The sequence below is a fragment of the Micromonospora sp. L31 genome, assembly GCF_052068075.1.
GTDB classification, from domain to species: domain Bacteria; phylum Actinomycetota; class Actinomycetes; order Mycobacteriales; family Micromonosporaceae; genus Micromonospora; species Micromonospora purpureochromogenes.
On the sequence record NZ_JBQHDC010000001.1, the window covers coordinates 390981 to 417381 of the forward strand.

General features: G+C 71.6%; 22 protein-coding genes. 20 read left to right on the plus strand and 2 right to left on the minus strand.

Annotated features, from left to right (window positions below; all coding sequences use genetic code 11):
* The first annotated feature begins 438 nt into the window (after positions 1–438).
* The 19 genes from ACTMS9_RS01980 (at position 439) to ACTMS9_RS02070 (ending at position 21855) form a co-directional block, all read left to right on the plus strand.
* Complete coding sequence (locus tag ACTMS9_RS01980; RefSeq protein WP_441163970.1) at positions 439–1674, plus strand: LPXTG cell wall anchor domain-containing protein; 1236 nt, start codon at positions 439–441, stop codon at positions 1672–1674.
* Between the two features lie 110 nt (positions 1675–1784).
* Positions 1785–2495: a demethylmenaquinone methyltransferase gene (locus ACTMS9_RS01985; RefSeq protein ID WP_441143077.1), complete on the plus strand. Its 711-nt coding sequence runs from the start codon at positions 1785–1787 to the stop codon at positions 2493–2495.
* Positions 2496–2582: 87 nt separating this feature from the next.
* Positions 2583–2807 carry a hypothetical protein gene (locus ACTMS9_RS01990; protein WP_088959280.1) on the plus strand — a complete coding sequence of 75 codons (225 nt, stop codon included), beginning with the start codon at positions 2583–2585 and terminating at the stop codon, positions 2805–2807.
* A 134-nt stretch (positions 2808–2941) separates the two neighbouring features.
* Positions 2942–4219, plus strand: coding sequence for a geranylgeranyl reductase family protein (locus ACTMS9_RS01995; RefSeq protein ID WP_280840671.1), 1278 nt, complete (start codon positions 2942–2944; stop codon positions 4217–4219).
* 131 nt (positions 4220–4350) lie between these two features.
* Complete coding sequence (locus ACTMS9_RS02000) at positions 4351–4716, plus strand: NADH-quinone oxidoreductase subunit A (protein WP_088959279.1); 366 nt, start codon at positions 4351–4353, stop codon at positions 4714–4716.
* Between the two features lie 14 nt (positions 4717–4730).
* A complete protein-coding gene (locus ACTMS9_RS02005) occupies positions 4731–5408 on the plus strand; it encodes a NuoB/complex I 20 kDa subunit family protein (protein WP_088959278.1) in 678 nt (225 codons plus the stop codon).
* Positions 5405–6142: an NADH-quinone oxidoreductase subunit C gene (locus ACTMS9_RS02010; protein WP_377609758.1), complete on the plus strand. Its 738-nt coding sequence runs from the start codon at positions 5405–5407 to the stop codon at positions 6140–6142. The genes ACTMS9_RS02005 and ACTMS9_RS02010 overlap by 4 nt, the downstream gene beginning before the upstream one ends.
* The gene (locus tag ACTMS9_RS02015) at positions 6139–7464 is read left to right on the plus strand and encodes an NADH-quinone oxidoreductase subunit D (protein WP_179802748.1); all 1326 of its coding nucleotides are present in this window, start codon (positions 6139–6141) and stop codon (positions 7462–7464) included. Before ACTMS9_RS02010 ends, ACTMS9_RS02015 begins: the two co-directional genes overlap by 4 nt.
* A 52-nt stretch (positions 7465–7516) precedes the next feature.
* The gene (gene nuoE / locus ACTMS9_RS02020) at positions 7517–8662 is read left to right on the plus strand and encodes an NADH-quinone oxidoreductase subunit NuoE (protein ID WP_441143073.1); all 1146 of its coding nucleotides are present in this window, start codon (positions 7517–7519) and stop codon (positions 8660–8662) included.
* Positions 8659–9975 (plus strand): NADH-quinone oxidoreductase subunit NuoF, encoded by a 1317-nt coding sequence (nuoF, locus tag ACTMS9_RS02025; protein WP_154940357.1) that lies wholly within the window; start codon positions 8659–8661, stop codon positions 9973–9975. Before nuoE ends, nuoF begins: the two co-directional genes overlap by 4 nt.
* Positions 9975–12491, plus strand: coding sequence for an NADH-quinone oxidoreductase subunit G (locus ACTMS9_RS02030; RefSeq protein ID WP_441143071.1), 2517 nt, complete (start codon positions 9975–9977; stop codon positions 12489–12491). Before nuoF ends, ACTMS9_RS02030 begins: the two co-directional genes overlap by 1 nt.
* Positions 12488–13840, plus strand: coding sequence for an NADH-quinone oxidoreductase subunit NuoH (nuoH, locus tag ACTMS9_RS02035; protein WP_441143069.1), 1353 nt, complete (start codon positions 12488–12490; stop codon positions 13838–13840). The genes ACTMS9_RS02030 and nuoH overlap by 4 nt, the downstream gene beginning before the upstream one ends.
* 1 nt (position 13841) lies before the next feature.
* Positions 13842–14498 (plus strand): NADH-quinone oxidoreductase subunit NuoI, encoded by a 657-nt coding sequence (gene nuoI / locus ACTMS9_RS02040; protein WP_441163971.1) that lies wholly within the window; start codon positions 13842–13844, stop codon positions 14496–14498.
* Complete coding sequence (locus ACTMS9_RS02045; protein ID WP_441143065.1) at positions 14495–15265, plus strand: NADH-quinone oxidoreductase subunit J; 771 nt, start codon at positions 14495–14497, stop codon at positions 15263–15265. Before nuoI ends, ACTMS9_RS02045 begins: the two co-directional genes overlap by 4 nt.
* A complete protein-coding gene (nuoK, locus tag ACTMS9_RS02050) occupies positions 15262–15561 on the plus strand; it encodes an NADH-quinone oxidoreductase subunit NuoK (protein WP_088959269.1) in 300 nt (99 codons plus the stop codon). Before ACTMS9_RS02045 ends, nuoK begins: the two co-directional genes overlap by 4 nt.
* A gap of 11 nt (positions 15562–15572) precedes the next feature.
* On the plus strand, positions 15573–17531 hold the full coding sequence (gene nuoL / locus ACTMS9_RS02055) for an NADH-quinone oxidoreductase subunit L (protein WP_441143062.1): 1959 nt from the start codon (positions 15573–15575) through the stop codon (positions 17529–17531).
* Positions 17532–17595: 64 nt separating this feature from the next.
* Positions 17596–19128, plus strand: coding sequence for an NADH-quinone oxidoreductase subunit M (locus tag ACTMS9_RS02060; protein ID WP_441143060.1), 1533 nt, complete (start codon positions 17596–17598; stop codon positions 19126–19128).
* Positions 19125–20678, plus strand: coding sequence for an NADH-quinone oxidoreductase subunit NuoN (gene nuoN / locus ACTMS9_RS02065; RefSeq protein ID WP_441143058.1), 1554 nt, complete (start codon positions 19125–19127; stop codon positions 20676–20678). Before ACTMS9_RS02060 ends, nuoN begins: the two co-directional genes overlap by 4 nt.
* A gap of 91 nt (positions 20679–20769) precedes the next feature.
* A complete protein-coding gene (locus ACTMS9_RS02070) occupies positions 20770–21855 on the plus strand; it encodes a polyprenyl synthetase family protein (protein ID WP_441143056.1) in 1086 nt (361 codons plus the stop codon).
* Positions 21856–21916: 61 nt separating this feature from the next.
* On the opposite strand, the gene ACTMS9_RS02075 is transcribed toward ACTMS9_RS02070, so the two are convergent.
* Complete coding sequence (locus tag ACTMS9_RS02075; protein ID WP_441143054.1) at positions 21917–23101, minus strand: MFS transporter; 1185 nt, start codon at positions 23099–23101, stop codon at positions 21917–21919.
* 156 nt (positions 23102–23257) lie between these two features.
* Between ACTMS9_RS02075 and ACTMS9_RS02080 the strand changes: the two genes are divergently transcribed.
* On the plus strand, positions 23258–24040 hold the full coding sequence (locus ACTMS9_RS02080) for an IclR family transcriptional regulator (RefSeq protein WP_441143052.1): 783 nt from the start codon (positions 23258–23260) through the stop codon (positions 24038–24040).
* Positions 24041–24245: 205 nt separating this feature from the next.
* On the opposite strand, the gene ACTMS9_RS02085 is transcribed toward ACTMS9_RS02080, so the two are convergent.
* A complete protein-coding gene (locus ACTMS9_RS02085; protein ID WP_441143051.1) occupies positions 24246–26366 on the minus strand; it encodes a PhoX family protein in 2121 nt (706 codons plus the stop codon).
* Between the last annotated feature and the right edge of the window lie 35 nt (positions 26367–26401).

Genomic DNA, 26401 nt, shown 5'->3' on the forward strand with positions numbered 1-26401 from the left:
TGGCCGCGGGGGGTCGGATGGGCATTCATGGCGGCCGTTCGGACGACGGTTGACGGGTGAGCATCGGTGCAAGGCCGGTGATCCGGACAATCGCCTGGTGGCGGCTGGGGCACAGCTCGGAAACGATCGGCGCGCAGGGATGGTGGGGCCCCGCCGGCGACGGCTAACGTGCGGCCGACGCACCTGCTTCTTCCCGGGATTCGCCGGCGGCGGGAAGCGGGCAACCCGGGGGCACGTCCTCCATCGGCCCATGAGGGCCGTTCACATATAACGCACGGCAGTGGGGGCGGGATGGGTGACCATCCCGCCCCCACTGTTTCGTCCGGACGGGCACCGATGGCCGCGAATCGCGCGGCGGCGCTGGCGTACGCCCGTCGATCTCCGATACCGTCCGCTCGGTCCGCAACCCATTCCGCTGTCCCTAACCCCGGGGGATCGATGACACTGTTCCACCGCTCGGCCCTGGCGCGCGCCGGTGCCGTCGCCCTGCTCGCCGCCGGTGGTCTCGCCACCGGCGGCGCCCCGGCGCACGCCGCCGACCAGGCGGACCTCGAGCTGATCCCAATCAGCAAGGAGTTGGCCAAGGGCGTCAAGGAGGCCAAGGCCAAGCCGTTCAAGTTCCAGGTCGACAACACGCGCGGCGCCGTCGACGCCAAGGACGTCGCGGTCACCGTCGAGACCAAGGGCCTCAAGGCCGGCAAGGTCGGCGTGGTCGTCCCGGACGGCTGCGAGGTCGAGGACACCCGCTTCACCTGCCTGCTCGGCGACCTGACCGCCGGCACCACTGAGGACTTCGGCATCCCGCTCTTCTCCACGGGCGGGCGCGGCGACGCCGGCACGCTGACGGTCACCATCAGCGCGGCCACCGCCGACCCCGACCTGGAGAACAACACCGTCGAGCACGACATCACCGTCGCCCGACCCGGCTACGACCTCACCACCTGGGTGCAGGATGTGTACGCCGACGTGGCGGTCGACGGCGACGAGGCCGGCGAGTCCGGCCTCAAGCCGGTCAAGCCCGGCGACACCGCCCCGCTGGACTGGGCGATCTACAACGACGGCAGCCGGAAGGCGACCGGCGTCGCGTACGGCATCACGCTGCCGGCCGGCGTCACCTTCGCCGAGGTGCCCGAGGGCTGCGTCGAGCAGGAGCTGGGCGGGCTCGCCCAGGTGTACTGCGAGGACGCCGGCGCGGTGCTGCGGCGGGGCCAGTTCTACACCTCCGACGTACGGGTGAAGGTCGGCGCGGACGTCACCGAGAAGGTGCTCCGGCCGGGCTTCGTCTTCGCCGCCGGTCTCGACGCCGCCGAGGGACAGCCGGAGGAGGAGCCGCAGGTCGCCAGCCTCGGCCAGCGCCGGGCGTTCACCGAGACCGACGACCTGGACAACACCGCCCAGTTCGACGTCTTCGTCGACCTGAGCACCGGGCCGTCGCCGAGCCCGAGCCCGACCGGCCAGCCCACCGCCACGCCGAGCGGCCAGCCGACCGCGACCCCGACCTCGGGCGGCGGCACCGGTGGCGGTGACGGCGGCCTGCCGGTGACCGGCGTGCAGGTCGGCCTGATCGGTGGCATCGGCGGTGCGGTGCTGCTCGCGGGCGCGGCACTGCTGGTGCTCTCCCGCCGGCGCAAGGTGGTGCTGGTGACCCCGGGCGACGAGAAGTCCGAGGACTGATCCGACCCACGACGCGAGGGCGGGGTGGGCGACCATCCCGCCCTTTCGCGTACCCGCCGGCCGACCGACCCAGCGGCCGCCGGCCGGAGCCGGGCTGGCAGAGTGGAGGGGTGAGCCGTACCCCGCAGGGCCAGCGCGCCAGCCTGGACAAGCAGCCGCACGAGGTCGCCGCGATGTTCGACGGCGTGGCGGCCCGCTACGACCTGACCAACACCGTGCTCTCCTTCGGGCAGGACCGGTCCTGGCGGCGGGCCACCCGGGCCGCGCTCGACCTGCGGCCGGGGGAGCGGGTGCTGGACGTGGGCGCGGGCACCGGGGTCTCGACCGAGGAGCTGGCCCAGTCCGGGGCGTACGCGATCGGCGCCGACCTGTCGCTGGGAATGCTGCACGCCGGCAAGCGGACCCGGCCGGAGGTGCCGCTGCTGGCCGGTGACGCGCTGAAGCTGCCCTTCGCCGACGCCAGCTTCGACGCGGTGACCATCTCCTTCGCGCTGCGCAACGTCAACGACACCGACGCGGCGCTGCGCGAGCTGGCCCGGGTGACGAAGCCGGGTGGCCGCCTGGTGGTCTGCGAGTTCAGCACCCCGGTCAACCCCGCCTTTCGCACCGTCTACCTGTCGTACCTGATGCGGTCGCTGCCGGCGGTCGCGCGGGCGGTGTCCAGCAATCCCGACGCGTACGTCTACCTGGCGGAGTCGATCCGGGCCTGGCCGGATCAGGCGGCGCTCGCCGCCCGGGTCGGCGCGGCCGGCTGGGGACGGGTGGCCTGGCGCAACCTGACCGGCGGCGTGGTGGCGCTGCACCGGGCGATCCGCGACTGACGACGCCGGGCCGGCGATAATCCGGCCAGACCGCCTTCTTTCGTGAATATCCGGCTTTGGTCCACTTTGCCCCGTAGGCTCGCCCCCATGACGGGACCAGAGCAGGTGGGTGGGGCCACCGACGACGACGCCGCCGAACTCATCGCCCAGCTCAAGGAGCTGGCCGGCGCGGATCCCGCGGACGTCCGTCAGGTCGTCGCCGAGGTGCTCGCCGCGCTGGACCGCGCCGCCGGCGGGGCGCTGCGCGAGCACCTGCCCGAGACGATCCGGGTCGACGCCGGCCTGGACACCGCCGCGCCGGCCCGCCCCTGACCTCGGCATGGACGCCGAACGGCGGATTTCCGGCGAGTTAGGTACCCCTCATCCGGCGGTGGTGTAACGCCGGTCATAGACTCCAACCCGATCGGCTTGTGAAGCATTTCACGAGCATGCGGGAGGAGGCGCAGATGACCGCGGTGGAGAACGACGCCGACGTGATCGTCGTGGGCGCCGGTCCCGGAGGATCGGCGACCGCGTACCACCTGGCGCGGCACGGCGTGCGTGTGCTGCTGCTGGAGAAGACCGAGTTCCCTCGGGAGAAGGTCTGCGGCGACGGGCTCACCCCGCGCGCCGTACGGCAGCTCGTCCGGATGGGTGTGGACACCTCACCCGAGGCGGGTTGGCTGCACAACAAGGGCCTGCGGGTGATCGGCGGCGGAGTACGCCTCGAACTGGACTGGCCCGACCTGGCCAGCTTCCCCAACTACGGCCTGGTCCGCACCCGGCTGGACTTCGACGACCTGCTCGCCCAGCGCGCGGTCGCCGCCGGCGCCAAGCTGCGCACCAGCGTGAACGTGGTCGGTCCGGTGCTCGGCGCCGACGACCGGGTGATCGGCGTGCAGGCCGAGGTCGGTCCGGAGAAGGAGCCGGCCACCTTCCACGCGCCGCTGGTGGTCGCCGCCGACGGCGTCTCCGGCCGCTTCCCGCTCGCCCTCGGGCTGGCCAAGCGGGAGGACCGGCCGATCGGCGTGGCCGTCCGGCGCTACTACCGCTCGCCGGCCAAGCACGACGACAACTACCTGGAGTCCTGGCTGGAGCTGCGCAGCAAGGACAGCGGCGACAACCTGCTGCCCGGCTACGGCTGGATCTTCGGCCTCGGCGACGGCCGGGTCAACGTCGGCCTGGGCGTGCTCAACTCCTCCTCGGCCTTCGGTAAGACCAACTACCGCCGGCTGCTCACCGACTGGCTGGCCAACACCCCCGAGGACTGGGGGATGACCGACGAGACGAACGCCGAGGGCCCGATCCTCGGCGCGGCGCTGCCGATGGGCTTCAACCGGGTTCCGCACTACACCCGGGGCGTGCTGCTGGTCGGCGACTCCGGCGGCATGGTCAACCCGTTCAACGGCGAGGGCATCGCGTACGCGATGGAGTCCGGCGAGCTGGCCGCCGAGGTGATGGTGCAGGCGCTGGCCCGGCCCGCCGGCCCGGAGCGGGAGCGCGCGCTGGCGGCGTACCCGACGGAGCTGAAGGCGCGGTTCGGCGGCTACTACCGGCTCGGCGGGATCTTCGTGAAGCTGATCGGCCGTCCGGAGATCATGCGCATGGCCACCAAGCACGGCATGCCGCACCCGACGCTGATGCGCTTCGTGCTCAAGCTGCTGGCCAACCTGACCGACCCCCGCGGCGGGGACGCGATGGACCGGGTCATCAACGCGATGACGAAGGCGGCGCCAGCCGTCTGAAGGACCACGTCCGGGCCGGTGCCGGCCCGGCGGGACAGAGATCGACCCCCGCTGGAGGACCCGGCGAGGGACGTGAATAGTGTGATTTTCGTCAAGCACCAGGGGCAGGGGAAGGACGAGCAGGAGAAAAGATGTCGCTCTCGCCTTACGCACCGATCATCGGGCTGTTCGCCCTCGCCGCGGGGTTCTCGCTGTTCTCCGTGGCCGCCGCCCGCTTCGCCGGTCCCCGGCGCTTCAACAAGGCCAAGCTCGAGGCGTACGAGTGCGGCATCGAGCCGAGCCCGCAGCCGGTCGGCGGCGGTCGGTTCCCGATCAAGTTCTACCTGACGGCGATGCTCTTCATCGTCTTCGACATCGAGATCATCTTCCTCTACCCCTGGGCGGTCTCGTTCGACGCCCTGCCGATCTTCGGTTTCGTGGAGATGGTCATGTTCATCGTCGCGGTCTTCGTCGCTTACGCCTACGTGTGGCGGCGCGGCGGCCTGGACTGGGACTGAGGGAGGTACGTCAGATGGGCATCGAGGAGAAGCTCCCCGCCGGCGTCCTGCTCACCTCCGTGGAGAAGCTGGTCAACTGGTCGCGGAAGTCGTCCGTCTGGGGCGCCACCTTCGGCCTGGCCTGCTGCGCCATCGAGATGATGGCCGCCGGTGGCCCGCACTACGACATGGGCCGCTGGGGCATGGAGGTCTTCCGGGCCTCGCCGCGTCAGGCCGACCTGATGATCGTGGCCGGCCGGGTGAGCCAGAAGATGGCTCCGGTCCTGCGCCAGATCTACGACCAGATGGCGGAGCCCCGCTGGGTGCTCTCCATGGGCGTCTGCGCCAGCAGCGGCGGCATGTTCAACAACTACGCGATCGTCCAGGGCGTCGACCACGTGGTGCCGGTGGACATGTACCTCCCCGGCTGCCCGCCCCGGCCCGAGATGCTCATCGACGCGATCCTCAAGCTCCGCGAGAAGATCATGTACGAGCCGCTGGGCGCGAACGGCCGCAAGATGCTCCAGGCCCGCCAGGAGCGCGGCGACGTCCCGGTCGTGCCGTACGGCTCGATGCCGTCCTCGTACCGCAACGACAAGGCCCGGCGTGCCGAGTGGACGAAGGCCGTCCGCGAGGGGCGCGAGGAGCAGCTGCGGATCGAGAACTGGATGAACGCCCAGAACCACCTCCACGCGCACGGGGGCCCGAAGTGACCGCACCGAACGACAGGACCAACGACGGCGGGGTGCCGGTACCGGTCACCCCGGCGGGGGCCAGCAGCGGCGCCCCCGCCGAGCACCCGCCGTCCAGCCCGGCCGGCCGCGGCATGTTCGGCAACCAGGGCAGCGGTGACGTCTCCGGCTACGGCGGCCTGGTCCGCCAGCGCCGACCGATCGAGGAGACCCCCCGGCCGTACGGCGGGTACTTCGACGAGGTCCGCGACGCGCTGGAGGAGGCGTACCCGGCCTTCGGCGACGCGATCGAGAAGGTCGTCGTCGACCGCGGCGAGCTGACCCTGCACGTCCGCCCGGAGCGGATCGCCGAGGTCTGCCAGGTGATGCGGGACGACCTGGCGCTGCGCTTCGAGCTGTGCTCCTCGGTCTCCGGTGTGGACTACCTCGGCGCCGACGACCGGCGGCTGCACGTCGTCTACCAGCTCACCTCGATGACCTACCGGCGTCGGGTCCGGCTGGAGGCCGCGGTCTCCGCCGAGCAGCCGCACCTGCCGAGTGTCACCGCCGTCTACCCGACCGCCGACTGGCAGGAGCGGGAGGCGTACGACATGTTCGGCATCGTCTTCGACGGCCACCCCAACCTCACCCGGATCCTGATGCCGGACGACTGGGAGGGGCACCCGCAGCGCAAGGACTACCCGCTCGGCGGCGTGCCCGTCGAGTACAAGGGCGCGGAAATTCCACCGCCGGACCGTAGGAGGTCCTACCAGTGACCACGTCCAACTACGCGACCGAGCGCGAGACCACCGAGGGCAGGGTCTTCACCGTCACCGGCGGGGACTGGGACCAGGTCGTCGCCGGCACCGACCCGATCAACGACGAGCGGATCGTCGTCAACATGGGTCCGCAGCACCCGTCCACGCACGGCGTGCTCCGGCTGATCCTGGAGCTGGAGGGCGAGACGGTCCGCGAGGCCCGCTCGGTCGTCGGCTACCTGCACACCGGCATCGAGAAGAACCTCGAATACCGCAACTGGGTCCAGGGCTCGACCTTCGTGACCCGGATGGACTACCTCTCCCCGCTGTTCAACGAGACGGCGTACGCGCTGGCGGTGGAGAAGCTGCTCGGCATCACCGACGAGGTGACCGAGCGGGCCACCACCATCCGGGTCCTGATGATGGAGCTGAACCGGATCTCCTCGCACCTGGTCTGGCTGGCCACCACCGGCATGGAGCTGGGCGCGATCTCGATCATGCTGTACGGCTTCCGCGAGCGGGAGTACATCCTCGACATCTTCGAGACCATCACCGGCCTGCGGATGAACCACGCGTACGTCCGGCCGGGCGGCGTCGCGCAGGACGTGCCGGACGAGGCGATCGCCAAGATCCGCGACTTCCTGAAGATGATGCCGAAGAAGCTCAAGGAGTACGAGGACCTCCTCTCCGGCCAGCCCATCTGGACCGAGCGGACCAAGGGCGTCGCGGTCCTCGACGTGACCGGCTGCGTCGCGCTCGGCGTGACCGGCCCGGTGCTCCGCTCCGCCGGCCTGGCCTGGGACCTGCGCAAGACCATGCCGTACTGCGGGTACGAGACGTACGAGTTCGACGTCCCGACCCACCCCGACGGCGACGTGTGGGGCCGCTACCAGGTCCGGCTCGCCGAGATCCGCGAGTCGCTGAAGCTGGTCGAGCAGGCGCTGGACCGGTTGAAGCCGGGCCCGGTGATGGTCGCCGACCGCAAGATCGCCTGGCCGGCGCAGCTGGCCATCGGCGTGGACGGCATGGGCAACTCGCTGGAGCACGTCGCCAAGATCATGGGTCAGTCGATGGAGTCGCTGATCCACCACTTCAAGCTGGTCACCGAGGGCTTCCGGGTTCCTCCGGGCCAGGTGTACGTCGGCATCGAGTCGCCCCGCGGCGAGCTGGGCGTGCACGCGGTCTCCGACGGTGGCACCCGGCCCTACCGGGTGCACTACCGGGAGCCGAGCTTCGTCAACCTGCAGGCCCTCCCGGCGATGGCCGAGGGCGGCCTGATCGCCGACGTGATCGCCGGTGGCGCCTCGCTGGACCCCGTCATGGGGGGGTGTGACAGGTGAGCGCGAGGAGTGAGCTTGCGAGCCCCGCAGTCGCGAACGGAAGGCGGCTCTGATGACGACTTTCACTGAGCAGACCCGGGAGCGGGCGCGGGAGATCATCGCCCGGTACCCGGCCGACCGGTCCCGGTCGGCGCTGCTGCCGCTGCTGCACCTGGTGCAGTCCGAGGAGGGCTACGTCTCCCCGGCCGGCGTCGAGTTCTGCGCCGAGGTGCTCGGGCTGAACAAGGCCCAGGTCGGCGCCGTGGCGACCTTCTACACCATGTACAAGCGCAAGCCGACCGGCGACTTCCTGGTCAGCGTCTGCACCAACACCATGTGCAACGTGCTCGGCGGCCAGGAGGTCTACGACACCCTCGCCGAGCACCTGGGCGTCGGGCACGACGAGACCACCGCCGACGGCAAGATCACCCTGGAGCACGCCGAGTGCCTCGCGGCCTGCGACTACGGCCCGGTGATGACCGTCAACTACGACTTCTTCGACGGCGTCGACCCGCAGGGCGCCCTCGGGGTGGTCGAGGAGCTGCGCGCCGGTGGCCGGCCGATGCCGACCCGGGGCGCCCGGCTCTGCACGCTCAAGGAGATGGCGGTGCAGCTCGCCGGTTTCGCCGACGAGCGCGAAGGCGCGGTCGCCGACGGCGGGCCGGGTGAGCCGACCCTGCGCGGCCTGCGCCTGGCCGAGCAGCACGGGATCTCGGTGCCCGGCTTCGATCCGAACACCCCGATCCGGAGCAAGGCCGAGGCCGACAAGGCCGCCGCGCAGGCGAAGGCCGCGGAAGCCGCCAAGGCCGAGCCGGCCAAGGCCCCGCCCGCGAGCGGCAACGGCGCCAAGCCGGGTACGCCCGGCAACGCCGGCACCGGCGAGCCGGCTCCCGCCGCCGCGGCCAGCGGCAGCACCGCCCCGGACGTGAAGGCGCCGGACGACAAGTCGCCGCAGGTGCGTACCGCCGAGACCCGGCAGCCCGACGCGCAGACCGCCGTGCCGGACGCCCCGGGCACCAAGGTCCCGACGGACAGCAGCGCACCGGCGCCGCGCGACGCGCAGGAGGCGCAGGCCGCCGGCGTGGCGGCCAACCCGCCGGCCGGCGACGGCAAGCCCGCCGGCGACGAGGCCGGTGCGCAGCAGCGCAACCTCAAGGATGCGGAGGCGGGAGCCAACGCCGGCCCCGTCGTCGCGAGCGAAACGGGGGGCCAGAAGTGACCACGCCTCGGCCGGAGACGCTGGCCAAGCTCACGCCGGTGCTCACCAAGCGCTGGCTGTCGCCGGACGCCTGGCGGATCGGCACCTACGAGAAGCTCGACGGCTACGCGGCGTTGCGCAAGGCGCTCAAGGCGCACCCGGACGACCTGATCCAGCTGATCAAGGACTCCGGCCTGCGCGGTCGTGGCGGCGCCGGCTTCCCCACCGGTCTCAAGTGGGGGTTCATCCCGCAGGGCGACGGCAAGCCGCACTACCTCGTGGTCAACGCCGACGAGGGCGAGCCGGGCACCTGCAAGGACCTGCCGCTGATGACGCACGACCCGCACTCGCTGGTCGAAGGCGTGATCATCGCGTCGTACGCGATCCGGGCCAACCGGGCCTACATCTACATCCGGGGCGAGGCGGTGCACGCCGCGCGCCGGCTGCGCAACGCCGTGCAGGAGGCGTACGCCAAGGGCTACCTCGGGCGCAACATCCAGGGCAGCGGCTTCGACCTCGACCTGGTGGTGCACTCCGGCGCCGGGGCGTACATCTGCGGTGAGGAGACCGCGCTGCTGGACTCGCTGGAGGGCTTCCGGGGCCAGCCCCGGCTGCGCCCGCCGTTCCCGGCGACCCACGGCCTGTACGCCAGCCCGACCGTGGTCAACAACGTCGGCACCATCGCCAGCGTGCCGTACATCGTGCTGGGCGGCGCGGACTGGTGGAAGACCATGGGCACCGAGAAGTCCTCCGGCCCGATGATCTACTCGCTCTCCGGCCGGATCGCCAACCCGGGCCAGTTCGAGTGCTCGATGGGGATCACCCTGCGCGAGCTGATCGAGCTGGCCGGCGGCATGCAGCCCGGGCACAACCTGCGGTTCTGGACGCCGGGCGGCTCGTCGACGCCGCTGCTGACCGCCGAGCACCTGGACGTGCCGCTGGACTTCGAGGGGGTGGCGGCGGCCGGCTCGATCCTGGGCACCACGGCCACCCAGATCTTCTCCGACCAGGACTGCCCGGTCTACGCGACCTACCGGTGGCTGGAGTTCTACCACCACGAGTCGTGCGGCAAGTGCACCCCGTGCCGCGAGGGCAACTACTGGATGGTCCGGGTCTACCGGCGGATCCTCGCCGGTCAGGGCACCCACGAGGACCTGGACACCCTGCTCGACACCTGCGACAACATCCTGGGCCGCTCGTTCTGCGGCCTCGGTGACGGTGCGACCAGCTCGGTGACCTCGTCGCTGAAGTACTTCAAGCAGGACTACCTCGACTACATCGAGGGACGTACCGCGCCGAAGCTGTCGGACAAGCAGTTGGTGGGAGCGCACTGATGACTGACGTCGTAAAGGCCCCCGACACCGTCACGCTCACCATCGACGGCGTCGAGGTCACCGCCCCCAAGGGAGCGCTGCTGATCCGGGTCGCCGAGCAGTTGGGCACCGAGATCCCGCGCTTCTGCGACCACCCGCTGCTGGCCCCGGCCGGCGCCTGCCGGCAGTGCCTGGTCGAGGTGGAGGGGCAGCGCAAGCCGGTCGCCTCCTGCACCCAGACCGTCGCCGACGGCATGGTGGTACGCACCCAGCTCACCTCGCCGGTCGCCAAGAAGGCGCAGGAGGGGGTCATGGAGCTGCTGCTGCTCAACCACCCCCTCGACTGCCCGATGTGTGACAAGGGCGGCGAGTGCCCGCTGCAGAACCAGGCCATGTCCACCGGCCGCACCGACTCCCGGTTCCACGAGCACAAGCGGGAGTACGAGAAGCCGATGCCGATCAGCACCCAGGTGCTGCTCGACCGCGAGCGCTGCGTGCTCTGCCAGCGCTGCACCCGGTTCTCCGAGGAGATCGCCGGCGACAAGTTCATCGACCTGATGGGCCGGTCGTCCGCCGAGGAGATCAACATCTACCGGGACGACGCGTACGGCGCGGAGAGCGGGGACGACAGCGGCGACGTGCCGTTCAACTCCTACTTCTCCGGCAACACCGTGCAGATCTGCCCGGTGGGCGCGCTGACCGGCGCGCAGTACCGGTTCCGGGCCCGCCCGTTCGACCTGGTCTCCAGCCCGAGCGTCTGCGAGCACTGCTCGGCCGGTTGCGCCCAGCGCACCGACTGGCGGCGGGGCAAGGTGCTGCGCCGGCTGGCCGGCGACGACCCGGCGGTGAACGAGGAGTGGAACTGCGACAAGGGCCGGTGGGGCTTCCAGTACACCCGCGCCTTCGACCGGCTCAGCACCCCGCTGGTCCGCGACGAGCGCACCGGTGAGCTGCGCGAGGCGTCCTGGAGCGAGGCCCTGACCCGGGCCGCCGACGGGCTGCGCGACGCCCGGGACTCCGGCCGGGGCACCGCGGTGCTGACCGGCGGCCGGCTGACCGTCGAGGACGCCTACGCGTACGCGAAGTTCGCCCGGGTCGCGCTGCACACCAACGACATCGACTTCCGGGCCCGGCCGGTCTCCCGCGAGGAGGCCGACTTCCTGGCCAGCACGGTCGCCGGGGCGACCGAGGTGACCTACGCCGACGTGGAGAAGGCGCCGGCGGTGGTGCTGGTCGGCCTGGAGCCGGAGGAGGAGTGCCCGATCCTCTTCCTGCGGCTGCGCAAGGCGTACCTGAAGAAGAAGCTGACGGTCTACGCGATCGCCCCGTTCGCCACCCGTGGCCTGGAGAAGCTCGGGGCCAAGCTGGCCCGGGTGGTGCCGGGCGAGGAGGCGAGCGTGCTCGCCGAGCACGACACGGTGGCCGAGGCGCTCAGCGCCGAGGGCGCCATCCTCTTCGTCGGCGAGCGACTGGCCACCGTGCCGGGCGCGCTCTCCGCCGCGGCGGACGTGGCCCGGCGTACCGGGGCGAAGCTGGCCTGGGTGCCGCGGCGCGCGGGTGACCGCGGCGCGGTCGACGCGGGCTGCCTGCCCAACCTGCTGCCCGGTGGGCGTCCGGTCACCGAGCCGGCCGCCCGCGCCGAGCTCGGCGAGACCTGGGACATCCCGGCCGGGGTGATCCCCAGCCAGGCCGGGCGGGACACCGACCAGATCCTCGCGGCGGCCGCCAACGGCCAGCTCGGCGCCCTGGTGGTGGCCGGGGTGGACCCGGCCGACCTGGCCGACCCGCGCCTGGCCGAGCAGGCCCTGGACGCGGTGCCGTTCCTGGTCAGCCTGGAGCTGCGCAACTCGGCGGTGGCCCGCCGGGCGGACGTGGTCTTCCCGGTCGCCCCGGTGGTCGAGAAGGCCGGCAGCTTCCTGGACTGGGAGGGCCGGCTGCGCACCTTCGAGGCGGTGCTGAACACCGCCGCGATGACCGACGGCCGGGTGCTGGACGCCCTCGCCGCGCAGCTCGACGTCCGGCTGGGCACCGGTGACGTGCCCAGCGTCCGCCGCGAGCTGGGCGGCCTGCCGCCGACCCGGGTCGAGCGCCCGGCCGCGCCGTCCGTCGCGCCCGCCGCGGTACCGCAGCCCGGCGCCGGCGAGGCCGTGCTGGCCACCTGGCACCAGCTGATCGACCTGGGCAGCCTGACCGACGGCGACGAGCACCTCGCCGGCACCGCCCGCCCGCCGGTGGTCCGGCTGGGCAAGGGCACCGCCGAGACGCTCGGCGTCGCCGACGGCGACCCGGTGACGGTGGGCACCGACCGGGGGGCGCTGACCCTGCCGGCGGAGATCACCGAGATGCCGGACGGCGTCGTCTGGCTGCCGACCAACTCACCCGGTTCGACCGTCCGGCGCAGCCTCGGCGCGACGTCCGGAGCGGTCGTACGGATCTCCGTTCCCGCCGCCACCGGCACGGCCATCCCGGCCGGCCGGGTCGCGGCGGACGAGACCGACCGTCCGGGTCCGCTCCTCAACGCTGGGGGTAACCAGTGAGCGCGCTCTACCTCGCGCAGGACCCGACGCTGGCCGACTTCGGCAAGGACCCGTGGTGGCTGGTCCTCGGCAAGATCGTCTTCGCGTTCGTCTTCGGCCTGCTGGCCACGCTGCTCGGCGTCTGGTTCGAGCGCCGGGTCGTCGGCTACATGCAGGTGCGGCCCGGACCCAACCAGGTCGGCCCGTTCGGCCTGCTGCAGACCCTCGCCGACGGCCTGAAGATGGCCTTCAAGGAGGACATCCTCCCGCGGACCGCCGACAAGGTCGTCTACTTCTTCGCGCCGACCATCTCGGTGATCTGCGCGGTCACCGCGCTGTCGGTGGTGCCGTTCGGCCCGATGGTGAGCATCTTCGGCCACTGGACGCCGTTGCAGGTCACCGACGTGCCGGTGGCGGTGCTGGTGCTGCTGGCCTGCTCCTCGATGGGCATCTACGGCATCGTGCTCGGCGGCTGGGCCTCCGGCTCGACGTACCCGCTGCTGGGCGGCCTGCGCTCCAGCGCCCAGATGATCTCGTACGAGGTCGCGATGGGGCTGAGCATCGTCGCGGTGTTCATGACCGCCGGCACGATGTCGACCAGCGGGATCGTCGCCGCCCAGGCGAAGGGCACCCAGCTCAGCATCGGCGGTTTTGACCTCCCGGCCCCCGGCTGGTACGCGATCCTGCTGCTGCCCAGCTTCATCATCTTCTTCATCTCCACCGTCGGTGAGACCAACCGGGCGCCGTTCGACCTGCCCGAGGCGGAGTCCGAGCTGGTCGCGGGCTTCATGACCGAGTACAGCTCGCTGAAGTTCGCGCTCTTCATGCTCTCCGAGTACGTCTCGATGGTGACCATGTCCGCGGTCACCACGACGCTCTTCCTCGGCGGCTGGCGGGCGCCCGCGCCGATCACCACCTTCTGGGCCGGGGCCAACTCCGGTTGGTGGCCGATGCTCTGGTTCTTCGGCAAGGTGCTGATCCTGGTCTTCGTCTTCGTCTGGCTCCGGGGCACGCTGCCCCGGCTCCGCTACGACCAGTTCATGCGCTTCGGCTGGAAGGTCCTGCTCCCGATCAACCTGGTCTGGATCCTGGTCCTGTCCGGGCTGCGCTCGATCGAGGACTGGCAGTCCCGGGACCGGCTGCTCGCCACCGCCATCGGCGCGGGCGTGCTGCTGCTGGTGACGCTCTTCTGGCCGAGCCGCCGGCAGGAGCGGAAGCCGACCGTGCAGGAACAGGTCAACAGTCGGCCGCACGGCAGCTTCCCGCTGCCGCCGATGGACCTTCAGGTACCACCGAGCCCGCGCACCAAGCGCGTGGTCGCCGAGCGGGAGCCGGCCAACATCGCCGGCTCGGACTCCAGGGAGGTGTGACGTGGGCGCGATCACCGGAACGTTCAAAGGCTTCGGTGTCACCTTCTCGCACATGTTCAGGAAGGTCGTCACCACCGACTACCCGTTCAAGCCGCCGGTGTCGGCGCCGCGCTACCACGGGCGGCACATCCTCAACCGGCACCCGGACGGCCTGGAGAAGTGCATCGGCTGCGAGCTGTGCGCCTGGGCCTGCCCGGCGGACGCGATCTTCGTCGAGGGTGGCGACAACACCGACGAGCAGCGCTTCTCGCCGGGTGAGCGGTACGCCAGCGTCTACCAGATCAACTACGCCCGGTGCATCTTCTGCGGGCTCTGCATCGAGGCCTGCCCGACCCGTTCGCTGACCATGAGCAACGAGTACGAGCTGGCCCGGGACAACCGGCAGGATCTGATCTTCACCAAGGAGCAGCTGCTCGCGCCGCTGCTGCCGGGGATGGAGCAGCCGCCGCACCCGATGCGGCTGGGTGACAGCGAGAAGGACTACTACGTCGGCGCGCTGACCAACCCGGGCACCTCGGCCGGTGCCGAGCACGCGGCCAACAGCCCGGGCCGGTACCAGGTGGAGGAGCACCCCGGGGTGACCTTCCCCGGCGCCGAGCAGCACGCCCAGCGGGCCGCCGCCAAGGGATCCGCGGCAGGCAAGGGAGCGGGAGCATGACCACGCAGACGGTGCTCGCCGCGGCGGGCCAGGTGTCCGGCGGTGAGGAGGTCACCTTCTGGATCCTCGCCCCGCTCGCGCTGATCGGCGCGATCGGCATGGTCTGGGCCCGCAACGCCGTGCACTCGGCGCTCTGGCTGGTGCTGACCATGCTCTGCCTGGGCGTGTTCTACGTGCTGCAGGCGGGTCCGTTCATCGGCATGGTGCAGATCATCGTCTACACCGGCGCGATCATGATGCTCTTCCTCTTCGTGCTGATGCTGGTCGGCCGGGACGCCTCCGACTCGCTGATCGAGACGCTGCGCGGCCAGCGGGTCGCCGCGGTGCTGCTCGGGCTCGGCTTCGCCGGCCTGGTCGGCACCGGCCTCTACCGGGGGCTCGACGGGGTCACCGCGGTCGGCCTGGAGCAGGCCAACGCCGAGGGGAACGTCCAGGGCATCGCCCGGCTGCTCTTCACCAAGTACGTCTTCGCCTTCGAGCTGACCTCCGCGCTGCTGATCACGGCGGCTGTGGGCGCGATGGTGCTGGCGCACATCGAGCGGCGCCGGGAGGACAAGATGGACCAGGTCGCCACCATGCGGTCCCGGTTCCGCCCCGGCAACTACCCCGGCCCGAAGCCCGGGCCCGGCGTCTTCGCCACCTCCTCCTCGGTGGCCACCCCGGCCCGCCTGCCCGACGGCCGGCTGACCGACCGCAGCACCCCGGCGATCCTTCCGCAGCGGGAGCTGACCGCCGAGGAGACCGCGCTGAAGGGGACGGACAAATGACGCCGGACTACTACCTGATCCTCGCCGCCGTGCTCTTCACCATCGGCGCCGTCGGCGTGCTCGTGCGGCGCAACGCGATCGTGCTGTTCATGTGTGTCGAGCTGATGCTCAACGCGGCCAACCTGACGCTGGTCACCTTCAGCCGGATCAACGGTGACCTCAACGGCCAGATCATGGCGTTCTTCGTGATGGTGGTGGCCGCGGCCGAGGTCGTGGTCGGGCTCGCGATCATCATGTCGATCTTCCGGACCCGGCGCTCCGCGAGCGTCGACGACGCCAACCTGCTGAAGTACTGAGGGGCCCTGCGGTGGATGAGATTCTGACGTACGCCCAGGCAGAGCCAACCGGCGCCGTCGCCTACGCTCCGGCTGGTGGCCTGCTGAGCAGCGTCTGGCTGCTGGTGGCGATCCCGCTGGTCAGCGCGGCGATCCTGCTGCTGCTCGGCCGGCGGGCCGACCGCTGGGGGCACTGGCTCGGCGTGGCCGCCATCGGCGCCGCGTTCGTGCTCGGCCTCAGCTACTTCTTCCAGCTTCGCGGCCTGGACAACAAGTCCGTCGAGCTGAGCCTGTGGGACTTCATCACGGTCGGCAACCTGAAGGTGGACTTCGGTCTGCTCTTCGACCCGCTGGCCGCGGTCTTCGTCCTGCTGATCACCGGGGTGGGTTTCCTGATCCACCTCTACGCGGTCGAGTACATGGCGCACGACGAGGGCCGGCGACGGTTCTTCGGGTACTTCAACCTCTTCGTCGCCGCGATGCTGCTGCTGGTGCTCGGCAACAACTACGTGATGCTCTACTTCGGCTGGGAGGGCGTCGGTCTGGCGTCGTACCTGCTGATCTCCTTCTGGTACGGGCGGCCGAGCGCGGCCACCGCCGGCAAGAAGGCGTTCCTGATGAACCGGGTCGGCGACGCCGGCCTGGCGATCGGCATCTTCATCATGTTCGCCACCCTCGGCACCACCCAGTACGACGAGGTCTTCAACGGCGTCGGCGCGCTCCAGGCCGGCACCGTGCTGGCGCTGGGCCTGCTGCTGCTGCTCGGCGCGGCCGGCAAGTCCGGCCAGTTCCCGCTCCAGGCCTGGCTGCCGGACGCGATGGAGGGCCCGACCCCGGTGTCGGCGCTCATCCACGCCGCCACCATGGTCACTGCGGGCGTCTACCTGATCGCCCGGTCCAACCCGATCTTCACCGCGAACGCCACGCTCCAGCTCGTGGTGGTGAGCGTCGGCGCGCTGACCCTGCTGATGGGCTGCGTCATCGGCGCCGCCAAGGACGACATCAAGCGGGTGCTGGCCTGGTCGACGGTGAGCCAGATCGGCTACATGTTCCTCGGCGTCGGACTGGGCGGCGCGGCGTACGCGCTGGCCATCGTGCACCTGCTGGCGCACGGCTTCTTCAAGGCCAACATGTTCCTCGGCGCCGGTTCGGTCATGCACGGCATGAACGACCAGGTGGACATCCGTCGCTTCGGCGGCCTGTCCAAGTACATGAAGGTCACCTGGATCACCTTCATGATGGGCTGGCTCGCCATCATCGGCATGTTCCCGTTCTCCGGCTTCTTCTCCAAGGAGCCGATCATCGTGGCCGCCTTCGAGCGGGAGGGCTGGACGGCCTGGCTCTTCGGCGGCGCCGCGCTGCTCGGCGCCGGGCTGACCGCGTTCTACATGACCCGGCTGTTCGTGCTCACCTTCCACGGGCCGAAGCGGTGGACCGAGGACATCGAGCACCCGCACGAGTCGCCGAAGCTGATGACGATCCCGCTGATCCTGCTGGCGATCGGCTCGGTCGGCGCCGGCTTCCTGCTGGCCACCTCCGTACCGGACTGGCTGGAGGCCACCGCCGGTCTCGGCGGCCAGGAGGAGGGCCACCACGCGGTGCTGTCGCACGGCGTGATCACCGCGCTGTCGCTGCTGGTCACCGTGCTCGGCGCCGGCCTGGCCTGGATGCTGTTCCGCAACGGCACGGCCACCGCGCCGCAGCCGGCCGGCGTGCTGGTCACCGCGGCCCGGCGCAACCTCTACACCGACGCCTTCAACGAGGCGGTCTTCGAGAAGCCGGGCATCTTCCTCACCCGGGCGCTGGTCTTCCTCGACAACCGGGGCGTCGACGGGCTGGTCAACGGCCTCGCCGCGGCGGTCGGCGGTGGCTCGGGCCGGCTCCGGCGGCTGCAGACCGGCTTCGTCCGGTCGTACGCCACGTCCATCCTCACCGGCGCGCTGCTCGTGATGGCGGCGTTCCTGGCCGTGCAGGCGGGGTGGCTGTCGTGATCGACCTCTTCCCGGCCGCCCCCGCCGGCGGACCACGCAGTGACGACGGAGGTAAGGCCGAATAATGTCCAACTTCCCGTTCCTCTCGGTGCTGACCGTGGCACCGCTGGTCGGCGCCCTGGTGGTGGCCTTCCTGCCGCGTCGCCGGCCGGAGCTGGCCAAGCAGGTGGCGTTCGGCTGGTCGCTGCTGGTGCTGGTGCTCTCCGTGGTCATGTGGGTCTCCTTCCAGGCCAACGGCGATCGGCTCCAGTTCCGTGAGTCGTACGCCTGGATCCCGACCTGGGGCGTCAACTTCACCTTCGCCGCCGACGGCATCGCGCTGGTCATGCTGATGCTGATCGCGGTGCTGGTGCCGCTGGTGATCCTGGCCTCCTGGCACGACGCCGAGTCGTCGAAGCGGTCGGTGCCGGTCTACTTCGCCCTGCTGCTGGTCCTCGAGTGCACGATGATCGGCGTCTTCGCCGCCGCCGACGTCTTCCTGTTCTACGTGTTCTTCGAGGTCATGCTGGTGCCGATGTACTTCCTGATCGGCAGCTACGGCGGCCACCAGCGGCAGTACGCGGCGGTGAAGTTCTTCCTCTACTCGCTCGTCGGCGGGCTGTTCATGCTCGCCGCGGTGATCGGCCTCTGGGTGGTCGGCGGGAAGACCTTCGACTGGCAGGCGCTGACTCAGGTGGACATCTCCACCGGCACCGAGCGCTGGCTCTTCCTCGGCTTCTTCCTCGCCTTCGCGATCAAGGCGCCGTTCTTCCCGTTCCACACCTGGCTGCCGGACGCCGGTGGCGCCGCCCCGGCCGGGGCCGCCGCCCTGCTGGTCGGCGTGCTCGACAAGGTCGGCACCTTCGGCATCCTGCGCTACTGCCTGCCGCTGTTCCCCGAGGCGTCGAAGTGGTTCGCCCCGTGGGCGCTGGCGCTGGGCCTGATCGGCATCATCTACGCGGCGCTGCTCGCGGTCGGCCAGTCCGACCTGAAGCGGCTGGTGTCGTACACGTCGATCGCGCACTTCGGCTTCATCGGCGTCGGCATCTTCGCCTTCACCACCCAGGCCGGCACCGGCGCGGTGCTCTACATGCTCAACCACGGCCTCGCCACCGGCCTGCTCTTCCTGGTGGTGGGCATGCTGATCGCCCGCCGCGGCTCGGCCCTGATCAAGGACTTCGGCGGGGCGGGCAAGCTGGTGCCGCTGCTGGCCGGGGTGCTCTTCTTCGCCGGTCTGGCCTCCCTGGCCCTGCCCGGCACCGCGCCGTTCGTCTCCGAGTTCCTGGTGCTGATCGGCACCTTCACGGTGAACAAGCCGGTCGCGGTGATCGCCACGCTCGGCATCATCCTGGCCGCCGCGTACGTGCTCTGGATGGTGCAGCGCACCACGCAGGGCACGCTCAACCCGGAGCTGACCGAGGTCGAGGCCATGCGCCGTGACCTCAGCCTGCGCGAGAAGGTCGTGGTCGCACCGCTGATCGCCCTGATCGTGCTGCTCGGCTTCTACCCCAAGCCGGTCACCGACGTCATCAACCCCGCCGTCCAGGCGACCATGAACGACGTCGGCCGGACCGATCCCGCCCCGACGGTCGGCAGCGTCCAGGAGGCCGCAAAATGACCGAGCTGAAGTTGCCGTCGATCGACTACGCGGCCCTCGCTCCGATCCTGATCATGCTGGGCGTCGCCCTGCTCGGCGTGCTGGTGGAGGCCTTCGTGCCGCGCCGCCGGCGGCACGTCGTGCAGCTCTCGCTCGCTCTGCTGGCGGTGCTCGCCGCGCTGGTGATGACGGTGCTCAACGCCGACGACCGGCTGCTCACCGCCGGTGGGGCGATCGCGGTGGACGGCCCCACGCTCTTCCTCCAGGGCACCATCCTGGTGCTCGCCGCGATGGCGCTGCTGCTGATCGGTGACCGCACGGTGGAGCGGGGCGGGGCGTTCGTCGCCCAGGCTGCCATCACCGCCGAGTCGGCCGACGACCGGCGGCAGGCCGAGGGGAGCAACGGCGCCACCGAGGTCTACCCGCTGACCACCTTCGCGATCGGCGGCATGCTGATCTTCGTGGCGGCGAACGACCTGCTGACCATGTTCATCGCGCTGGAGGTCTTCTCGCTCCCGCTCTACCTGCTCTGCGCGCTGGCCCGTCGTCGGCGGCTGCTGAGCCAGGAGGCGGCGATGAAGTACTTCCTGCTCGGGGCGTACGCGTCGGCGTTCTTCCTGTTCGGCGTGGCGCTGATCTACGGCTTCACCGCCGGCATCCCGGGCCGGTCGGCCGGCGTCGACTTCGCCACCGTGCACGCCGCGGTGAAGGAGTCGCCCGCCAGCGAGGTGCTGCTCTTCGCCGGGATGGCGCTGCTCGCCATCGGCCTGCTCTTCAAGGCCGCCGCCGCGCCGTTCCACGTCTGGACCCCGGACGTCTATCAGGGCGCCCCGACGCCGGTCACCGGCTTCATGGCGGCCTGTACCAAGGTGGCCGCCTTCGGCGCCCTGTTGCGGGTGTTCCACGTGGCGTTCGCCGACGCGGCCTGGGACTTCACCCCGGTCCTCGGGGTGGTCGCGGTGCTCACCATGCTGGTCGGCGCGGTGCTGGCGGTTACCCAGACCGACATCAAGCGGCTGCTGGCGTACTCCTCGATCGCCAATGCCGGTTACCTGCTGGTCGGTGTGCTCGCGCCGACCGGCGAGGGCGTCTCCGGCACGATGTTCTACCTGGCCGCGTACGGCTTCTCGGTGCTCGCCGCGTTCGCCGTGGTGACCCTGGTCCGGGACGCGGACGGCGAGGCCACCCACCTGTCCCGCTGGGCCGGGCTGGGCCGCCGGTCGCCGTTCTACGCCGGGATCTTCACCTTCATCCTGCTGGCCTTCGCCGGTATCCCGCTGACCAGCGGCTTCACCAGCAAGTTCGCGGTCTTCGGCCCGGCGCTGGAGAGCGGCCACGCCTGGCTGGTGGTGGCCGGCGTGCTGACCAGCATGGTGCTGGCCTTCCCGTACCTGCGGGTCGTGGTGATGATGTGGCTCTCCGAGCCGGGCGAGAGCACCCCGACCGTCACCGTGCCGGGCGGGCTGACCGCGACCGCGCTGATGATCGGCGTGGTGGCCACCCTGGTCCTGGGCGTGGCCCCGGCTCCGCTGCTCGACCTGGCCACGGACGCCGCAGCGTTCGTACGGTGAGACGTCTGCCCGAGGACGCGGGGCCGGTGCGCGATGGCGCGCCGGCCCCGCGCCTGTATCCCCGCTCCGGAGCAGGTCGAACGGGTGTGGCATGGTTGAAGGCGTGGTGATTCCGGCTGGCGAGCGTTCAGGCGTCGTCGGCTCCGGCGGTCGTCGGAGCCGGGCGGGCACGAGTCAGGTCGGCGCGCTCGGGGTGCATCTCACCGATCCGCGCGTCGAGGCCTCCGTGCTGGGCGTGCTCGACGGCGTCGAGGCCGAGCTGCGGGCCAGTGTGGCCAGCGCCGACCCGTTCGTCACCGAGGCCGCCCGGCACCTGGTGGAGGCCGGCGGCAAGCGGTTCCGGCCGCTGCTGGTGGCGCTGGGGGCGCAGTTCGGTGACCCGGCGGACGCGCAGGTCGTCCCGGCCGCCGTGGTGATGGAGCTCACCCACCTGGCGACGCTGTACCACGACGACGTGATGGACGAGGCCGCCGTGCGGCGGGGCGCCCCGAGCGCCAACTCCCGCTGGACCAACTCGGTGGCGATCCTGGTCGGCGACTACCTCTTCGCCCGCGCCGCGGATCTCGCTGCCGACCTGGGCACCGAGGCCGTCCGCCTCCAGGCGCGCACCTTCGCCCGCCTGGTGCACGGCCAGATCGCCGAGACCGTCGGCCCCCGGGCCGGCGAGGACCCGGTGGCGCACTACCTGCACGTGATCGCCGAGAAGACCGGCTCGCTGATCGCCACCTCGGCCCGCTTCGGCGGCATGTTCGGCGGGGCGTCGGCGGAGCACACCGAGGCCCTCGCGGGCTACGGCGAGACCATCGGGGTCGCCTTCCAGCTCTCCGACGACCTGCTCGACATCGCCAGCGAGTCGGTGCAGTCGGGCAAGACGCCCGGCACCGACCTGCGCGAGGGCGTGCCGACGCTGCCGGTGCTCTACGCCCGGGCGGCCGACGACTCCGACGCCGCCTCGGTGCGGCTGCGGGAGATCCTGGCCACCGGCCCGCTGGTCGACGACGCGCTGCACGCCGAGGCGCTCGGCCTGCTCCGTGAGTCCCCGGCGCTCAAGCGGGCCCGGGAGACCGTCCGCAGCTACGCCGAGGACGCCCGCGCCCAGCTCGCCCCGCTCCCGCAGGGCCCCGCCCGTGGCGCCCTCGAATCCCTCTGCGACTACATCGCCGACCGCACCAGCTGACCGCTCCCGCCCGGGAGCCGCTCCACCGGTCGATCACGAGGTGGACCGCACCGGTCGCAGGTCAGGGGGTGCGGGTCAGCATGCGGCTGCCGAGCAGCATGAACGCGGCGGCGGCCAGCATCGCGACGGCCGCGGTGAGCCACATCGCCGGATAGCCGGCCGCGCTGGCGGTGGCGCCCAGGGCGAGCGGGCCGAGACAGCCGCCGGCGTACACCCCGGTCTGGGTGATCGAGGTGGCGGCGGCCGGGGCCTGCGGGTGCAGCCTGACTACCGCGAAGTTCATCAGCCCTGGCCACGCCCAGCCGAGGCCGAAGCCGAGCACCACGCCGACCACCAGCGGCACCGCGCCGGCCAGGGCGAGCAGCCCCAGCCCGGCCGCGCCCACCACCAGCATCCCGGCGATCACCGCCACGTGCCCCTCGGCCCGCCGGTCGGCGAGCCAGCCGGCCCCGATCCGGGCGGTGACGCAGACCGCGCTGCCCAGCGTGAGGGTCAGCCCGGCCAGCCCCGGCGCGAGGCCGCGCGCCACCGACGAGTCCACCACGAAGGTGCCCAGCGCGTTGGCGGCCGCCGCGGCGAGGGTCGCCGCCACACCGACCACCACCAGGGCCGCGGTGGCCCGCCCGCCGCGCGCCCCGGCGGCCTTCCCGGCCGGTCCGGGCTGCCCCGGGGGTACGGCGGGCAGGGCGGCCAGGGCGGCCCCGGCGGCAGCCACGAACGCCCAGCGCCAGCCGGCGGTGAGGGCGATGGTGGGCACCGCCGCGCCGGCCAGCAGGGTGGAGACCGGAATTGCCGCCTGCTTCACCCCGAAGGACAGGCCCTGCCGCCGGGCCGGCACGTGCCGGGCCAGCGCCGCGTTGCTGGCGAGCTGCCCGAGCGCGTTCGCCGCGGCGCTCAGCCCGAGCAGGGCCACCAACACCGGGTACGACCGGGCCAGCACCGCGATGGCGAACAGGCAGCCGGCGGCCAACAGGATGCCGGCCCGGGCCACCACCGCCGGGCCGTACCGCTCGACCAGCCGGCCGGACGGCACCGAGGCCAGCGCGCTGATGCCGAAGTAGACCGAGACGGCCAGACCCAGACCGGCGGGGGAGAAGCCGAGATCGTCACCCATCTGCACGGCCAGGCCGCCGACGAGGAACACCGGCAGGACCGAGGCGACGGTGGTGGCGATGGCCCCGGCGCCGGCCCGCAGCGGGGCTACGGCCGGCGGGCTGGGCGAGGGAGTCAGCGCGGTGTCGGTCATCGTCTGGCCAACCTACGTGAGCCCAGCTCACGGGCGCCCGGCGTGTCGCAGCGATACACGCCACGTGCGGTCTGATCTGGAATCCTCGACCCGAACGGGCGTTCCGTCCCCGGGCGGTTTTTCATATGGTGTAAGTCCCCGGCTGCGGAGGTGGTTGTGCGCGACCCCCTGGCGGAGCCTTCGGATCTCATCCGGAGCGTCTCCCGCGCGCTACGCGTGCTCGAGTCGGTCGGTCGCGCCCCCAAGGGGCTGACCGTCAAACAGATCGCCCGGCGGTGCGAGCTGACCGTCGCGACGACGTACCACCTGGTCCGCACCCTCGCCTACGAGGGCTACGTGATCCGGCGGGAGGACGGCACCTACATCGTGGGGCTGGAGGTCGCCGACCGGTACCGGGAGCTGGTGACCGCCTTCCGGGGGCCGCCGGCGGTCGGGGAGACGCTGCGTCGGGCCGCCGCCGACACCGGCTGGAGCCACTACCTGGGCCGCTTCGTGGGCGGGCAGGTGGCGGTCACGGCGGTCGCCGAGGGGCCGCGCTCGCCGCACCTGGAGGACCTGGTCCCCGGCTTCGACGAGGGGGCGCACGCCACCGCGCTCGGCAAGTGCCTGCTGGCCACCCTCACCGCCGAGCAGCGCTTCCGCTACCTGCGCGAGTACGGCATGCGCCCGTTCACCACGGCCACCCTGACCACCGTCGAGGCGTTCGAGGCGGACCTGGCCGCCGGGGACCGGCGCGGCATGCAGCTGGAGCTGGGGCAGTTCCGGCAGGGGGTGGCCTGCGCGGCGGTGCTGGTCACCCCGGACAAGGACATGGAACGCCGGGTCGCGCTGGCCTGCGCCCTGCCGGCCAGCGAGATGATGACCTCGGCCCGGGTGGTCCGGGCCAAGCTGCTCACCGTCGCCCGCGCCGTCGCCGACGGCATCGCCGCCGACGCCTGACCCCGGCCCGCCCTGCGCGTGCGCGGCCGGCCCGGCGTTGATCGACTCCGTTTCGCCGAACTGGCGGCATCCCACCGCAGCCGATGCGCCATGTCGCCGAAACGGAGTCGATCGACCCCTGACCTGGACGTCGGAAGGGCCCCGTCCCTGGCGGGGAGCGGGGCCCTTCGACCGGTGGCCCGGCGCCGGGCCACCGAGGGGAACGTCAGCTGCCGATCGGGCCGCCGTCCAGCCGCCAGGTGACGACCACGCCCGGCTTGGCGTAGTCGCCGTCCGGCCAGGTGGACGCCGGCTTCTCCACGGAGGCGCCGGTGATCTCACCGGGGTGCTGCACGGCCACGAAGACCGAGCGGTTGTCGCCGGTGATGAACGGCCCGCAGGTCTCCGCGCCGACCGGCACGGTGAGGAACTGCTTGAGGTGCCCCCGCTCCGGACCCTCGACCGCGGTGGCGAAGAGACCGTCGTTGCTGCCCAGCGCGTTGCCGTCGGTGGAGATCCAGAGGTTGCCGGCGGCGTCGAAGGCGACGTTGTCCGGGCAGGAGATCGGCGAGACCTTGGTCTTGTCGTACCCGGCGAAGTAGGTCGACGGGTCGGTCGGGTCGCCGGCGACGATCGGCAGCGACCAGGCGAAGCTCTCCGCCGTGTTGTCGCCCCGGTCCTCGACCAGCTCCAGGATCTGGCCGTGCTTGTTGAGGTTGCGCGGGTTGGCCTCGTCGGCCGGCGCCTTGCCCGGCTTGCCCCGGTCGGTGTTGTTGGTCAGCGCCACGTACACCTTGCCGGTGAGCAGGCTCGGCTCGACGTCCTCCGGCCGGTCCATCTTGGTCGCGCCGACCTTGTCCCCGGCGAGCCGGGTGAAGGTCAGCACGTCCGCGGCGGTCATCCCGTCGACGTACGAGCGGTTGCCGCTGACCAGCTTGATCCACCGGCCCCGGCCGTTGAACGCGCCGTCGGCCGGGAGCTTGCCCGAGCCGTCGATCTCGGCGGCGCTGGTCTGCTCGAACTGCGCCACGTAGAGCGTGCCGGACTCCAGCAGGGTCAGGTTGTGCTTGCGGGCCACCCACGAGTCGCCCGGCAGGAACTTCTTGTCGGAGACGAACTTGTAGAGGTAGTCGAAGCGCTCGTCGTCGCCCATGTACGCGACCACGTGCCCGCTCTTCGCCACGATGACGTTGGCGCCCTCGTGCTTGAACCGGCCCAGCGCGGTGTGCTTGCGCGGGCGGCTCTCCGGATCGAACGGGTCGATCTCCACGATCCACCCGAAGCGGTGCGCCTCGTTCGGGTGCTTCGCCAGGTCGAAGCGCTCATCGGCCCGCTCCCACTTCCGGCTGCCGCTGGGGTAGCGGGCGGTGGTGGTGATGCCGTAGCGGGCCAGCTTCGGCTTCAGCTCCTCCGGGGTGGCGTCCGCCCCGACGAAGTACTGGTTGAAGTTCTCCTCGCCGGAGAGCACCGTGCCCCACGGGGTGACCCCGCCGGCACAGTTGTTCAGGGTGCCGACGACCGTACGACCCTTCGGGTCGGCGGCGGTGCGCAGCCAGGCCGAGCCGGCGGCCGGGCCGGTCAGCTCGAACTTCGTGCCCAGCGCGGTGACCCGCCGGTTGTACGGCCGGCGGCCGCCCGCGACCGGACGCCACTGCCCGGTGCCGTCGACCCGCTCCAACTCCACCACCGACATGCCGTGCGCGGCCATCGCGGTGCGCAGTTGCTCCACGGTCAGCGCGTCCAGGCCGGTGAAGCCGGGGAACATCAGGTCCTCGTTGGTGTACTCGTGGTTGACCACGAGCAGCGCCCGCCGGCCCCGCCGGTCCAGCGGCAGCACGCCGACGAAATCGTTGTTGTAGCCGAACTGCTTCGACTGCGCGGCGGCGTTCTGCCCGTGCAGGTCGAACTCGGGGGCGCCGGGGACCACCGGGTCGCCCCAGCGGATGACCACCGCGTGGTCGTACCCGTTGGGCACGACCAGGGTGTCGAGCTGGTTCGGCGGGATCGGCTTGAAGGTCAGCGCGCCGGTGGACGGCTGCGGGCGGCCGAAGTCGGTCGCCTCGGGGACGACCGGCGTGCCGGGGGCGGCGGCGGCCGGGGCGGCCCCGGCAAGCGCGCCGGCGGCCGCGCCGCCGAAGCCGAGCACCAGCGCGCCGACCGCGCCGGCCCGGACCACGCCGCGCCGGGACACCTCGGCCTCCACCAGGTCCCCGAAGTACGCGTTGTCGGAAGAATTGGGCACCGGGTGGTCGCAGGCGTTGCCGCACCGGTACAGACAGGTCATCGCATCGCGGCTGCCGTGGCGGGTGGCGCCCAGCAAGGGGAGCAGCCGGGGACGGTCGCTCATTTCAGGAGCCTCCTGGAAGCAAGATCGGTGGCACG

What these genes read in the sequence shown, in the direction of transcription:
- ACTMS9_RS02060 (WP_441143060.1), top strand. Translation starts at nt 17,596, where the DNA reads ATGTCCAACTTCCCGTTCCTCTCGGTGCTGACCGTGGCACCGCTGGTC.
- ACTMS9_RS02005 (WP_088959278.1), top strand. Translation starts at nt 4,731, where the DNA reads ATGGGCATCGAGGAGAAGCTCCCCGCCGGCGTCCTGCTCACCTCCGTG.
- ACTMS9_RS01995 (WP_280840671.1), top strand. Translation starts at nt 2,942, where the DNA reads ATGACCGCGGTGGAGAACGACGCCGACGTGATCGTCGTGGGCGCCGGT.
- nuoN (WP_441143058.1), top strand. Translation starts at nt 19,125, where the DNA reads ATGACCGAGCTGAAGTTGCCGTCGATCGACTACGCGGCCCTCGCTCCG.
- ACTMS9_RS02085 (WP_441143051.1), bottom strand. Translation starts at nt 26,366, where the DNA reads ATGAGCGACCGTCCCCGGCTGCTCCCCTTGCTGGGCGCCACCCGCCAC.
- ACTMS9_RS01980 (WP_441163970.1), top strand. Translation starts at nt 439, where the DNA reads ATGACACTGTTCCACCGCTCGGCCCTGGCGCGCGCCGGTGCCGTCGCC.
- ACTMS9_RS02070 (WP_441143056.1), top strand. Translation starts at nt 20,770, where the DNA reads ATGGTTGAAGGCGTGGTGATTCCGGCTGGCGAGCGTTCAGGCGTCGTC.
- ACTMS9_RS02075 (WP_441143054.1), bottom strand. Translation starts at nt 23,101, where the DNA reads ATGACCGACACCGCGCTGACTCCCTCGCCCAGCCCGCCGGCCGTAGCC.
- nuoE (WP_441143073.1), top strand. Translation starts at nt 7,517, where the DNA reads ATGACGACTTTCACTGAGCAGACCCGGGAGCGGGCGCGGGAGATCATC.
- ACTMS9_RS02030 (WP_441143071.1), top strand. Translation starts at nt 9,975, where the DNA reads ATGACTGACGTCGTAAAGGCCCCCGACACCGTCACGCTCACCATCGAC.
- ACTMS9_RS01990 (WP_088959280.1), top strand. Translation starts at nt 2,583, where the DNA reads ATGACGGGACCAGAGCAGGTGGGTGGGGCCACCGACGACGACGCCGCC.
- ACTMS9_RS02000 (WP_088959279.1), top strand. Translation starts at nt 4,351, where the DNA reads ATGTCGCTCTCGCCTTACGCACCGATCATCGGGCTGTTCGCCCTCGCC.
- ACTMS9_RS02045 (WP_441143065.1), top strand. Translation starts at nt 14,495, where the DNA reads ATGACCACGCAGACGGTGCTCGCCGCGGCGGGCCAGGTGTCCGGCGGT.
- nuoK (WP_088959269.1), top strand. Translation starts at nt 15,262, where the DNA reads ATGACGCCGGACTACTACCTGATCCTCGCCGCCGTGCTCTTCACCATC.